General features: G+C 36.7%; 13 protein-coding genes. 2 read left to right on the top strand and 11 right to left on the bottom strand.

Features of this window, described 5'->3' with window-relative positions:
- Nucleotides 1–58 precede the first annotated feature (58 nt).
- Together QP953_RS26570 and map are read right to left on the bottom strand one after the other, a co-directional pair.
- Nucleotides 59–1,621, bottom strand: coding sequence for an LptF/LptG family permease (locus QP953_RS26570; protein ID WP_052599198.1), 1,563 nt, complete (start codon nucleotides 1,619–1,621; stop codon nucleotides 59–61).
- 247 nt (nucleotides 1,622–1,868) lie between these two features.
- Complete coding sequence (gene map / locus QP953_RS26575; protein WP_052599197.1) at nucleotides 1,869–2,669, bottom strand: type I methionyl aminopeptidase; 801 nt, start codon at nucleotides 2,667–2,669, stop codon at nucleotides 1,869–1,871.
- Nucleotides 2,670–3,375: 706 nt separating this feature from the next.
- Between map and QP953_RS26580 the strand changes: the two genes are divergently transcribed.
- Nucleotides 3,376–4,284 carry a DMT family transporter gene (locus tag QP953_RS26580; protein ID WP_309553437.1) on the top strand — a complete coding sequence of 303 codons (909 nt, stop codon included), beginning with the start codon at nucleotides 3,376–3,378 and terminating at the stop codon, nucleotides 4,282–4,284.
- Nucleotides 4,285–4,403: 119 nt separating this feature from the next.
- Nucleotides 4,404–4,835, top strand: coding sequence for a hypothetical protein (locus tag QP953_RS26585; RefSeq protein ID WP_309553438.1), 432 nt, complete (start codon nucleotides 4,404–4,406; stop codon nucleotides 4,833–4,835).
- 4 nt (nucleotides 4,836–4,839) lie between these two features.
- Here QP953_RS26585 and cobC read toward each other — a convergent pair whose 3' ends face one another.
- From cobC to QP953_RS26630, 9 genes are all read right to left on the bottom strand, one after another.
- Nucleotides 4,840–5,403 carry an alpha-ribazole phosphatase family protein gene (gene cobC, locus QP953_RS26590; protein WP_309553439.1) on the bottom strand — a complete coding sequence of 188 codons (564 nt, stop codon included), beginning with the start codon at nucleotides 5,401–5,403 and terminating at the stop codon, nucleotides 4,840–4,842.
- Nucleotides 5,388–6,161, bottom strand: coding sequence for an adenosylcobinamide-GDP ribazoletransferase (locus QP953_RS26595; RefSeq protein WP_309553440.1), 774 nt, complete (start codon nucleotides 6,159–6,161; stop codon nucleotides 5,388–5,390). The genes cobC and QP953_RS26595 overlap by 16 nt, the downstream gene beginning before the upstream one ends.
- A gap of 2 nt (nucleotides 6,162–6,163) precedes the next feature.
- Nucleotides 6,164–7,165, bottom strand: a complete 1,002-nt coding sequence (gene cobT / locus QP953_RS26600) for a nicotinate-nucleotide--dimethylbenzimidazole phosphoribosyltransferase (RefSeq protein ID WP_309553441.1) — start codon at nucleotides 7,163–7,165, stop codon at nucleotides 6,164–6,166.
- A 534-nt stretch (nucleotides 7,166–7,699) separates the two neighbouring features.
- A complete protein-coding gene (locus QP953_RS26605) occupies nucleotides 7,700–8,149 on the bottom strand; it encodes a macro domain-containing protein (RefSeq protein ID WP_052599191.1) in 450 nt (149 codons plus the stop codon).
- 2 nt (nucleotides 8,150–8,151) lie between these two features.
- Complete coding sequence (locus QP953_RS26610) at nucleotides 8,152–8,964, bottom strand: alpha/beta hydrolase (RefSeq protein WP_309553442.1); 813 nt, start codon at nucleotides 8,962–8,964, stop codon at nucleotides 8,152–8,154.
- Between the two features lie 6 nt (nucleotides 8,965–8,970).
- Nucleotides 8,971–10,218 carry a hypothetical protein gene (locus tag QP953_RS26615; protein WP_309553443.1) on the bottom strand — a complete coding sequence of 416 codons (1,248 nt, stop codon included), beginning with the start codon at nucleotides 10,216–10,218 and terminating at the stop codon, nucleotides 8,971–8,973.
- The gene (locus QP953_RS26620) at nucleotides 10,218–10,910 is read right to left on the bottom strand and encodes an ABC transporter ATP-binding protein (RefSeq protein ID WP_052599188.1); all 693 of its coding nucleotides are present in this window, start codon (nucleotides 10,908–10,910) and stop codon (nucleotides 10,218–10,220) included. Before QP953_RS26620 ends, QP953_RS26615 begins: the two co-directional genes overlap by 1 nt.
- A 109-nt stretch (nucleotides 10,911–11,019) precedes the next feature.
- The gene (locus tag QP953_RS26625) at nucleotides 11,020–12,237 is read right to left on the bottom strand and encodes an FtsX-like permease family protein (RefSeq protein WP_309553444.1); all 1,218 of its coding nucleotides are present in this window, start codon (nucleotides 12,235–12,237) and stop codon (nucleotides 11,020–11,022) included.
- 134 nt (nucleotides 12,238–12,371) lie between these two features.
- A complete protein-coding gene (locus QP953_RS26630) occupies nucleotides 12,372–13,592 on the bottom strand; it encodes an FtsX-like permease family protein (protein ID WP_309553445.1) in 1,221 nt (406 codons plus the stop codon).
- Nucleotides 13,593–13,605: the final 13 nt, after the last annotated feature.

Consider the following 13,605-nt stretch of genomic DNA (forward strand, 5'->3'; position numbering starts at 1 on the left):
CGGGTAAAATTGTTCTTAGAGTATAGTAGGCTTTGCTGCTTTTTTTATTGGATATAACTTATTTTCGGCTAAAAATCCCCTTAATCCATTGCAAAAGGTTTAGCACCTTTTCCATACTAATAAACCTTGAATCGTATAATGCTTTGTGGGTTAACATCAAGCCAAAAGGCAACAATACTAAATTAGGCAACCAAGATCCAACCCAACAGGGAACAGATAAACTTGTTGCCAATCGCTCGCCAACTAAAAATAACACAAAAAACGACATAAAGAAGATAAAGGCTACCAATATTGGCCATCCAAAGCCTCCTTTTCGTATAATTGCTCCCATTGGGGCGCCAATAAATAAGAAAAGTAAACAAGCTAAAGCAAACGAAAATTTTTGATGAATTTCATTTTCGTGTTCTGCATGTATCTTTTCACTTGTTTTGCAATACTTAGCAACGCCATTAGCCTGTCCTTTGACATTCTGACAAAAACCAGAAGCACGTTGATAGATATAATCTCGCTTGCTTTGTGGAATATAATCATAAAAATTATGAACGGTAGTATCCAATTCAACTTTAGGTGCATGTGCTGCATTTGGAGGGTAATAATGCTTGGCATATCTCGTCGGAATCATCTCTATAGTATCTACTCCTGGCTCAGCTAAGCCCTCTCTTCGAAAGTGGAACATCGCATCTGCATTTCTTTTTAGCATTTCATAACGTTCCTCTCGCTTCTTGAACAAAGAGTCTATTGCCCGCAATAACTGCCTAGTTGTCAACAAACTATAATGCCCCTTAAACAAATCCTCATTGGTTTCATTAAACTCAAATTCGCTCATGTCAAATAAAGTCGTATACGTGTCAAAGTTCATCTCTATGTGAGGGTAAGCATTGGGTTTCTTACTATCGGGATCCATTTCTTCGTAGCGAGTTCCATTCTTAAGTTTGACGACCAAAAAGCTTCTTTGAATTGTTGTGTCTTTGTTTATTATGGAATCTTGAATTGTTGCTTTTACCGTTGTTTGTAAGGTATCTCTAGCATAAAACAATCCTCCTGATTCTGCATTGGTTTGTCCCTTATAACCAACAGTAGTGGTATGATCATAGATTTTCAGCCCTTTCAACACCTTTCCACTAGGTGCTTTTTTGTCTACAAAAATAGAAACCTTCTGAAAATCATCGTTAAACTGTCCCTCTTTGAATGAAAGAGCAGGCTTTTGTTTGCGAATATCATAGAGAGTAGACTTAAATTTAAGAGCCGTTACAGGGATCAATTGATCCGAAAATAGAAAGGAGACGCCTGCTAAGGTAAAGGCAAAAAAGATCAAAGGAGACATTACTCTAAACAAAGACATTCCTGCCGATTTCATGGTTACCAGTTCGTAATGCTCGGCTAAATTTCCTAAAGTCATTACCGATGCAATCAAAACCCCAAAAACCATTGCACGAGGAATCATTGCTAATGATTGGTAAAATAACAATTCAAAAATAATTGAAAGATCCAGTCCCTTGCCAATAATATCATCAATATATTTCCAAAGAAATTGCATGTTAAAGATAAACATAGCAACCAATGTCCAGATGATCAGAGGTGGCAAAAAGCTTCGTACAATTAATTTATCAATTTTCTTCAAGTGGCAAAACAGTTATCAATTTTTCAAAAAAAATAGGTTATTTCAAGTGTTGTAGCTGTCGATATGTTATGCCTTTCCAACCAAACCATGTTATCAGCAAGCATCCATTTCTAAACATTGTTACGATTAAAAAGCAACTTCATAAATATAGAAAAAGCCACTCAAACAACAGGTGTTTAAATAGCTTTTGTATTATTTTTAGGTATTACATAAGTTTTCTTTAAGAAAACTAAAATTTACAGTGCAATTATACCTGTGCTTTTTTCTTTGCCAATGCAGCATCAATATAGTCAAATGTTGATAAAATATCAGGTTTGCCATCTACAATAGCCACATCATGCTCAAAATGAGCAGAAGGTTTACCATCTCGAGTCAAAATTGTCCATCCATCCGACAGCTGCTTAATCTTAGCTGTTCCCATGTTAATCATTGGTTCAATAGCTAAGACCATTCCATTTTTCAACATCTTTCCCTTTCCTCTACGACCGTAGTTGGGTACTTGGGGTTCTTCGTGCATGGTGCGTCCTAAACCATGCCCTACCAATTCTTTTACGACTCCATAACGGTGCTTTTCGGCATAGCTTTGAATAGCATATCCAATATCACCAATACGATTTCCTACACAACATTGTTCGATTCCTCGATAAAGGCTTTCTTTCGTAACTTCCAACAATTTTTCTACCTTAGGATCAATCTCTCCTACCCCAAACGTATAAGCATGGTCTCCATAAAAACCATTCATCAATACGCCACAATCTACAGAAATAATATCTCCGTTCTCCAACGGAGTATCTGTCGGGATACCGTGGACTACCTGTGCATTGGGTGACATACAAAGTGTATTTGGGAAATCATATAGTCCCAAAAACCCAGGAACTCCTCCATTATCACGAATAAACTCCTCTGCCAATTTATCAAGGTACAAGGTTGTTACTCCTGGCTCGATATGCTCTGCTATTAATCCAAGCGTTTTGGATACCAACTGAGCACTTTCTCGCATCAATTCTATCTCTTCCCTCGTTTTATATATGATTGGTGAATCAGCCATTTTTTTGTTCGTTATCTTATTTTTGGTGCCTACTTAATCATAACTTCGTGAATGTTTTTTTGCAAAAAACTCTTTATATCACAAAGTATTTTTTCGTAAGCCATCAACTATTTTATAATATATTACACTAATAATGCTCCGTTGCTTTTTTAGCTTCGACTTCACGAGATCGCTTTGTTTTGTTACTGTGAACTTGCGAAGCTCAGTTTGCTGCTACTACATGGTTTCAACGGAGTAATAACTAAGCAATTGTTCGAAGAAATATATCAACCACGCAATAACAACGTAGTCAAACAACCTTATTTTAGTCTTACTTTTTTCTCCCCACTTACTTAGAATAGTACTTCGCGGATTTTTTAGCTTTTTTGTAAAAAACCAAAAAAGTACCCTTACATCAATTTAATTATCAACTCCTTAAAGAACTAAGCAGCAAAAATATACTCTATTGATAATGATAATCAAACTGATGCAATTTTCCCACGAAGTAATGTTAGAAACTTGAATATTTCATTTATTAAATGAGTTATTGACTACAAAAATACGCAAACGAAAAGGAATAGTAAAAAATTCTACACTTAAACTTTCCGTTGAGTTGTATTATCACTTATCATGCTGATTCACTTTTAATTGAAAAATAGCATTTGAGGCCTCTATTTTACTTAACTTCGTGTCAACACACTGTTCTATTATTCTTAACTTATTTCTCATGCCTACCGCACCTGATGCCAATTCCTATCCCCCTAAAACACATGCCTATCTAAGTATTCATATAGCCGTTCTCTTATTTGGAGGAGCAGGGTTGTTTGGAAAGCTAATTGACTTGCCTGCTGGTAGCATTGTCTTAGGTCGAGCATGCTTAGGCGCTCTATTTGTCTATTTTTTTAGTCAGCTATCCAACTTTTATCCTTCTCAGTCCTCTGTTCGTGTACAACAATTCCGTCCTCAATCAACCCAAGACTTTATTGTTTTTTGTTTACTAGGAATCATTTTAGCATTTCATTGGGTCGCTTTTTTTGAAGCGATCCAAAATTCAAGTGTCGCCATTGGTGTACTGACATTTTCTACATTTCCGATTTTTACAACATTATTAGAACCATTCTTAAATCACGAACCCCTAAAAGCAACTAACCTTCTCTTAGCTTTCATCGTTTTTATAGGTGTTGCATTGGTACTGCCTGATTTTGACTATAACAATCGTTATACACAAGGGGCACTGTGGGGGATTGCCTCTGGGGCTTCGTTTGCTGTTTTAACCTTACTAAGCAAACGTATGTTAAAGGGATATACAAGTCACTGTGTTTCTTTTTATCAAAATGGAATTGCCGCCATTTTTTTAATGCCTTTTTTTGCCCTTGATATTTTTGAAGGAACTACCCAAGATTGGCTTTATTTGCTTTTATTAGGAATTATATTTACAGCTATTGCGCATACACTATTCATTCACAGTATGCAAGCCTTAAAAGCAAGAACGGCTAGTTTAATAGCTAGCTTGGAACCGCTTTATGCCATCTTATTGGCTTGGCTTTTCTTAGGAGAAAGTCCTAGTCTCTATGTCTACTTAGGTGGCAGTATCATTCTAGCTGTTACTTTATATGTGATGATAAAAAACCAATGAATAATGCCTTATTTTGAACTTGAAATTACTATATTTAATAGATTGTAAGAGTAATGAGTAGTTTTAAAAAAAAGCAATAAGCAACCAATACAAAAACTCGTATCAAAACAACGCTGCATATGTCAAAATCAATATGGTGGATTGGTTTGTCCGAAGAATGGGACGTCATTAGAAGAACTAGTTGGAATGACCCTAGACCTGCTATCATTCCTAACGTTCATCTTTGGATAAAAAAGATGGAAACAGATCGTTATATCCAAACCTCAGGAATGAAAAAACTCATGCTTTATGATTATACTGTTTGGGATAATCAATTTAGAAAACGAGAATTTTTCCCAATTAATAAATGGTCTTTGGTTGGCTTGAGTACTCCTGATGACATTAGGAGCCAACAGAAGCTCTATATTCACTTACAAGATCCTCTAAAAGAAGTCAAAAAAATTCTAGTAGATTCGGATAACAATTGGCAGCTTACCAAAGCATTTACAAAAATTGATTACAATATTTCGGTTTTGGATAGTTGGGCAGCTTATGAAAATCAAAAGATTTAAACACTCATTCTATTCTTATTAACTTATTATAGTGTTTGTCTTTTGTTATAAAGGCATGAACCACTCCTCCATATGCAATATCTATGCGAAATGAATTGGACAAAGGCAACTCTAGCATCCAGCTAAGAAAACTTCGAATAACACCAGCGTGTGTTACGACAGCAACAGGTGAATCGTTACGCTCCAATAAGTCTTCCCAGAAGACATTGGTGCGTTGATGCAGCTCCCTGTAACTCTCTCCATTTGGAGGGGCAACTTGTACAAAATCTTCCATCCAAGGGTTTAACTCTGACGGCGCAATATTGTTCCAAGCTTGTTGCTCCCAATTTCCAAAATTTAATTCCATCAAACGAGCGTCTACCTGTATATTATCAAAGAGTTTTGTAGCCAATTCTGTACATCTACGAAGCGGACTAGAGTAACCATATTGAATGTCAGATGGCAATTTTTTTTGAACCAATTTTCGTTCTTTATCAAACAAAGTGGGCTCTACCCAAACATCTGTTTGACCATAACAAATCCCCTTGGCAATAGAAGGTGTCGTATGTCGAATCAAATAAATTTCCATAAACCAAGACAAAATAAAAGCGTTACTATTTCATTAATCTGCTGGGTAGCCCCCAAACAATCTCCTGTGTATCCTCCAATCCATTTTGTAAAATAGTGCGCTAAATACATTTTCATCATATAAACAGGAATTAACACAAGCAATATCCAGCTACTTTGAAACCATAATAAAGCAGGAACAACCCAAAATGAACTGATCCACAAGCTAGATTTACTCAATTTTTTAGCAATCGGTTTCACCTTACTTTTTGCATCTGCTCTAGAATATTCGTGTGTAAAAATCATTGTCACAGCACTAAATCGACTCAAAACATGTCCTAACACGATCGCTTTTAGAGCATACATCACATCTATTTGAAACAACTCTATTAAGACAAACACCTTTAACAAAAGCAGAATAATCATTCCTATAGCTCCATAGGCACCCACTCGGCTATCTTTCATTATCTCCAAGATTCTATCCTTTGTCCAACCTCCTCCAAAACCATCACAAACATCTGCAAAACCATCTTCATGAAATGCCCCTGTTAATAATACACTATAAGCTAACGATAACAGAACCACAACAGAGATAGGCAGTAAAAAGTGGAGTCCGTAAATTAACAAAGCCGTTGTTCCTCCTACGATCCAACCAATAAGTGGAAAATAACGAGTGGCTTGATTTAGATAATCTTCTGAATGATCTACCCAGCTAGGACAAGGTATTCGGGTATAAAACATTACTGCAGTAAAAAAGATATGAAGCTCCTGTTTAAGCATAACTATGATTTATTTTGCACACCTGCGCTTTCAAAACTTGCCATTTCATTCACAAACTGAACAGCACTTCTCACCAACGGATAAGCCAAGGCACAGCCCGTTCCTTCTCCCAAACGCAAACCTAAATTTAACAGTGGCTTTGCATCTAAATACGTCAACATTCGACCATGCCCTTGTTCATCACTTTGATGACAAAAAATAGCATTTTCTTTTATTTTGGGGTTTATGTGATAAGCACACAAAAAAGCAGCGGTTGCTATAAAACCATCTACTAAGATGAGCATATTTTTTTCATAGGCAGTTAACATAGCGCTACAAATTTGAGCAATTTCATAACCTCCAAAAAAGCACAAGGCTTCTTTGGCATCCTGAGGCTTGCGGTGATGCTTTTGAACCGCCTTCAGAATGTCCACTTTTCGTTGCAATTGTTCATCATCCAGCCCCGTGCCTCTACCTACACAGTCCTCTATTGGCAAGTCGCACAAAGCACTCATCAACAAACTAGCAGAAGAAGTATTTCCTATCCCCATTTCTCCAAAGCCCACTATATTACAACCTGATGCATACAACTCTAACAATATTGTATTGGCTTTGGTAAAACAGTCGTTCAGTTCTTTCTGGGACATTGCCATTCCTGTTAAGGAACTTTTCGTTCCCTTACTAATTTTGGCATCAATAAGGCATGGGTCTGCCTCAAAATCAAAATTCACTCCAGCATCTATCACTTTAAACGTTATATCATTCTGACGGCAAAATACATTAATAGCAGCTCCTCCATTTAAAAAGTTGAGCACCATCTGAGCAGTTACTTCAGCAGGATAAGCACTTACACCATCTTGTGCAATGCCATGATCAGCAGCAAAAACCAATAACGTTGGCTTGATTAACTGAGGACACAAAGTATTCTGTACGACACAAATTTGCTCTGCGAGTGTTTCTAAATATCCTAATGCTCCTAGTGGTTTGGTTTTAAAATTGATCTTGTGTTGAATTGCGTCTAACATTGTTGCATTTTTTGAGGTCAATGACTGTTTGCAAAGATAGCTTTAAAAATGCTCTATTAAAATTAGTTTTGTCACAAACTGTATAGAAAAAATTCTTTGGTAGCTTTCTAAAGCTATCTCATTAATTTCTCTAATCTAAGTTATTAAACCGTACACAAATTTTAAATAAGATTTTTGTATCTTCTTTTCTTGATAAAAGAAGCAAAATTAAGGGCTTAATTTACGCTTGGATGGCTTACTCTACTCGAATACTGCATTTGTCAAATGATTGTTCCTTCGTCACAACTGACAAATGCGGACGTATTCTTCGTAGGCTTATTCTTTTGTACTACTAGTACAAGCCATCCCGATTTCCCAAGCTCCAATATGCCCCTTCAAAGCAGGGTATAAGCTCTTTTTTGGAGTAGATTCCGTTTTTAATTCTTAAAAAGCAAATTTATATAACTATATAATACAAGCAGTTAGGCTGAAAAATTATAGGTAAAAAAATAGCCTTATTCTTAGATTTTTTTTCTGAACGATTACTTATACTCATTAAGCTTGATACAAAACAAAGGTATGATCCTCTCCTTCTAATTCTTCTCTAATAATTGTGGCAATAATGTTCCAATCTCCACCTGCCAACCCCGCTCCAATGGCTGGATAGGCTATCTTTTTTCCCTCAAATTGTTTTTTGATCTGTTTAAAAACAGCTCGTACCGCTTCATAGTCAACTTTTCTCCCAGTTCCTCTCCAATGATATTGCGTATAAGCGTTCACTACAATCAAGTTTTTATCCTCAATATTGGCAAAACTAAAGGTACCTAATTTATCCTTTGCCCCTTTTTCGGTTTTCAAATCAGCTTCATAAGCTTCTGGAAAATGCTTTTTTATACCTTTGGCAATTCCAGCCCCCATTGTACCATAGCAATTACATCCGTGTACAATTACCTCAAAGACTCCTTCTAATGCCAACTGAATTAAGTCTCCTGTTATTGTTTTCATGTTTACGTTTTTGGTGAAGATAATTTCCTACCCTGCAAAAAGGCTTCTAGCTCTCGATTAAATAACTCTGGAGCATCCAAATTTATAAAATGTCCAGCTCCTTTGATAGACTTTAGTTGAAAATTTCCCCTAGCTTGAAAAGCTTCAATTGTACTGTCTAGGCAAGCATTTATTTCCTTATCTTTTTCTCCTACTAATAATAAGGTAGGTGCTTTAGAATTCTTAATATCCATTAGATAATCAAAATTTGCTAAATGAGGCAGACAGTAAAGAATTGCCTTTTTAGAAGCTTTGGAAATCATAGTGGCTATTTTAGCTTGAGACAAGCTGGTGGTTCCTGCCAATCGAGACAAATTCGCTATTATTTGTATACTTAGAATTTGATACAATATTTTCATACAAGCGACCAAAAACCTTGACTTTTTGAGCTTCCCTGTTGTTCCAAATAGCGTCAAAGAAAGCAAACGATTAGGGCTTTCCTTCAAAAACTCTAAGCCAACATTTCCTCCCATTGAATTACCAACATAATGCACCTTTGCTATCTTTAATAAATCAAGCACTTGTATAAGATCATTTTTTAATTGAGTCAATGAAAAGTTTTCTGGTAAAATGTCTAAAGGTACCGTTGAATTGCCATGCCCACAAAGGCTAATCGATAAAACTTGGTATTGGGCACTAAAATAAATGTGCTGTTGTTCAAACTGACTTTGATTGGCTCCCAATCCATGTACAAAAAGAATGGTTTCAGAATGCTTACTTCCTGTCAAGCAATACTCTAACTTATAGTTATTTAACTTAATAAGATCTTTCTTCATTGCTCTCTAAAAACTAAACTTAATTCTCAAAAAAGCTACTTGAACAGGACTAACATAATACCCATTGGACTGATTTAATGAAATTTGTCCAACAATAGAAATATCCCACTTTTCATTGATGGTATACGCAAAATTAGGCGTTAAAAACAAGGCATGGCTTTCTCCTGGACTATAAACAGCTGTCACTCCTACCGAAAAAATTTCTTTAATAGGTTGTGAAAAAGTAGCAAAAATAGAATAACGATAAGGATATAAATTTCTAGCAGATGGACGATAAGCAAATAAGGCATTAGAATTGGCATTGGTAGCGCCATTGCTGTTGTACATGAAACCCGCTACCAAATAGGTTTTGCTGCTGAATAAATAATCAAAACTCACTGTTCCTGTAAAACTATGCCGATTGCTAAGGGTATCGTTAATGTTGTAAAAGTAAGACAACTCTCCTTTAAAACCAGCTCCCTTTATATTGCCAGCCCAACCGCCTCCAACAACAAGGTTTTCTTCAACAATTCCAGCCAATACTTGAAAATCATATTCCCATTTATTGGTCTTCCACAAAAAAGCAGCCGTAGCATTTTCCCATCGTGTAAAAGCTTTGGCAGCAAATTCAATGCTAGAAGCAACCCCCGTAAAGTACTGAATGCGTAAAGCATCACTTCCTGGACGTTCTTCATAATCAAAATCTGTAAAAGAGTACGTGTTAAAAATATCGTTCGGATTCCAAATCGTATTGATTCCCCAATTGATTCGCTGTCGTCCTAATCGGATATCCCAATTTCCCTTAGAATATTGAAAATAAAGACGATCCAATGTACTATGAATAACGGCACCTCGTTGGTCTAACAACACCCAAGACAAGTAATCATAATAGCCATTTTTGAGGCTATCCCCACGAACAATTGTTTGTCCATAATTGGGTTGTAACTTAATATATTCTCCAAAGAACACACGGGTTCTCAAATCTGCCTTGAATGTAAAAGCATCGTTGATGTACCACCTAAAATTTAGACGATTGTGAATCAAGTTATCTTGCAACATCGCTTTTTGAGGCTGATGTATAAAATATACAGAAGTCAAATATTTCAGGTAGCCATTCAACGCCCAATTTTTAGGGACATTGGGATCTTTTTTCTTTTTTTTAGATCGTTGCTTTTTCGTAATTACACGGTCTAACTGGGTCGTGTCTTGACTAAAACTAAACGTTGGCAGAACAATAATCCCTACTAAAAAAAGCCAATATTTTAACATACCCATTAGGAAGCAACTGTTTCGTCTGAGATAATTTTCCCATCTTCCAACGTAACAATACGACGTGCTCGATCAATAACACGCTGATCATGTGTGGAAAATAAGAAGGTAATGTTTTCTTCTTGATTTAATTGGGACATAATATCCAGCAAATCAGCCGTTGACTTGGAATCCAAATTAGCTGTCGGTTCATCCGCTAAGACAAACATCGGCTTGGATGCCAATGCTCGCGCAACAGCTACCCGTTGTTGTTGCCCCCCTGACAATTGTGCGGGTCTACGATCAATTTGATCTTCTAAACCTACGGCCTTCAAGAGTTCTTTGACCCTTGCCTCTCGTTCTTCTTGTGATTTACCTTGTAACAACATCACAAATTCCACGTTCTCCTTGGCGGTTAATACAGGAATTAAATTATAAGCTTGAAAGACAAAGCCAATATTTTGTTTTCTAAACTCAATCATCTCACTATCGGACAATTGTGCAATATCTTGGTTGCTCACCATAATATGACCACTCGTAGGAATATCTAAGCCACCAATTGCATTTAACAAAGTTGTTTTTCCCGATCCCGAAGGTCCGACCAATGCCGTAAATTCTCCTTGTCCTATTTCTAAATCTACCCCTCTCAACGCATGAACAGGAATCGTATCTGGATTATATGTTTTGGTAACCCCTTGCACTTTGATTACGTTCTCCATTTTATATTGATTATAATAGACTACTTAGCTTACTAGATCATATCCTATTGGGTTGATGAAGTCGTCTATTGTGATTAAACTATTTGATAATAAGTATCTTTCAACGTTGCTACACCGTACGCATAGCTTCGATTGGTTTTAATCGAGTTGCTTTAATAGCTGGATATAAGGCTGCTAAAATAGCGGTAATGGCAACCGCAATCGTAACTGCAAGAAAAGATGAAGCATCTAAGGTCAAGAAAACCTGATCGCTCAATCCAAACTTATCCATTCCTTTTCCATAAGCACTCAAATCAATCCCCTTGCTGCCGTAATAACTGACGGTTAGAAACCCTAGAAATAATCCCACAGGTGCAGCAATCATAGTTAAACAGAGAGTTTCTACCACAATCATCAAAAACACCTGTAAGCGTTTCATCCCTACCGCCATTAGCATTCCCAACTCTTTTGTTCGCTCTAACACCGCCATTAACATAGTATTGATAATACCAAAAATTAATGCTAGCATTACGATAAAAATAACCGCATAAGTTGAGACAGACATTTGAGACTCATACAAATTAACGTCAGGTGATATTTCCTTGTAATTTTGCACCAAAGCATTTGGAAAAGCAGCTGCTAATGCCCGCTTAGTAGTATCCAAATCATCTAAGTCATTTAGTAGTAAAGCAACCTCGTGCGTAATTGGCGTTCCCCCCATCAAACGATTTAGGTCAGCTTGCCGAACAAAAACGTTGCTCTCCTCAAAAATAGCATTTCCAATTTCATAAATTCCAACTACTTTAAACGCCGCAGAAACACTTGTGCCATCCTTTTGTTGAAAGCTCAGAATAGGTTTTGATTTTAACTTAAGTTGCATTTTTTCAGCCAGCCGACTACTAATAAGAATCGGATTTTTACTCTTGGTAGCATCCAAATAACTTCCCTCTACCAATTTTTCATTTAGCCGAGTTAAGTTGGCTTCTTCTTCTGGCACTATACCTCTAATTTGAATCCCTCTAGACCCTCTCGCTGTGGCTAACATTCCACTATTAATCGTTCTAGTAGCAAATGCTTTAACGGTCGAATTTTCTTTTAAATTGGCGACAATCGAAGGAGTATTTTCTAAGGTATACTGCACCTCTTTTTCATCCATAAATTTAGGATGATGCAACTGAATGTGTGAGATTTCATTCTCAATGGCACCACTTATGTAAGAATTGATAAACCCTGCCGTAAAGGACAAAATAAATATCAACGCCCAGACACCAACCAAGACAGAGCCCATTACGGTAAAACTTCTAATTTTATTCCGCCAGATGTTCCGCCATGCTATTTTGAAAATCATATTATTATTATTTTGTTAAAACAACGGTTATCACGAATAGATTTGCAAGCGCGTATTCATCAAAACGCTTTATCATAACAAGAACTACGTTTCGTGACAATCGTTATAAGCATAATCATTTATTAGGCAGTGCATCAAGCACGCATTGCATCAATGGGTTTCATTTTCCAAATTTGAAGACAAGGATACAGAGCTAAAACAGTTGTAATACACACCACAATAATCCCTTGAGTATAAAAAATATCCACGTCTGTAGACGCTGGTAATTTTGCTTCGATTCCAAATTTGGCATAAGTTTCCGCCATGTCTCCTGTTACCACAATAGGATTAATAGATAAATAATACATCAATCCATAGGCTACAGCAATACCGACAAAAGCCCCTAACAGTCCCAAAAAGATCGTTTCTATCCATGTAATGAGTGCCAATTTACTCCGTTTCATGCCGATAGAAATTAAGACACCAAACTCTCGTTGGCGTTCTTTGGTCATCATCAGTATGACTCCTAGTATTCCAAAAGAAACAATAAAATATAGGATGAATACCGTAATCACATTACTACTTTCTTTTAAGTCTTTCATTTCCATCAACTCAGGCATCATTTTTTGCCAACTCAATACATCGTAAGCAGAAGCTGTATCTAGTGTTGACATTAGGCTACTCAATGCCAACTCGGCAGCATTTTTGTCGTTAATATCTAAAACAGCAGTCGTTACTAAGTTGGGTGCTCCATAAAACCATTGTGCTACTTTTAAAGGCATATAGACCATCGTAGCACTCATATCTGGCGCTCCAAACGAAACGATTCCTTTTATGGGATACTTCCCTGCTGCATTTACCCCTCTATAGCCTTGACTAATCAATACAATCGTATCTCCAACTCCTAATTTGAGTTTTTCTGCCAAACCTTCTCCAACAAGAACGGCTTCATCCTCTTTGGTCAAATAAGTTCCAGTCACGACTCGTTTGTCTAACCCTGTCAAAGCAGCTTCTTTTTGAGGAGCAATTCCTACCACCAAAGCACTTTTTGTAATTTTCTTGTAAGAAGCTAGGGCAAAAGATTCTAACCTTGGGGCAAGATCATTCACCCCAGAAGTTGCTTTTATGGTCGTCACCAAGTCTGGAGATAACTCAAAAGAATTATCTAAGAACCGTTCGTCCCAGTACCCTTTGTGTGTTACTTGGACATATCCCGTATAGAAACTAACAGAATCATTGATCATTTTATCAAAAATACCTCGATTCATCGCTTCTATAGTAACAGCAAATAAAACGGCAAAAAAGATAGACGCTGCTGTAATTAGCGTCCTTCTTCGATTTCGCCAAATATTCCGCCACGCAATTTTAAGTATCATTTTTTAACATTTT

This window comes from Aureispira sp. CCB-E (assembly GCF_031326345.1).
GTDB lineage: Bacteria > Bacteroidota > Bacteroidia > Chitinophagales > Saprospiraceae > Aureispira.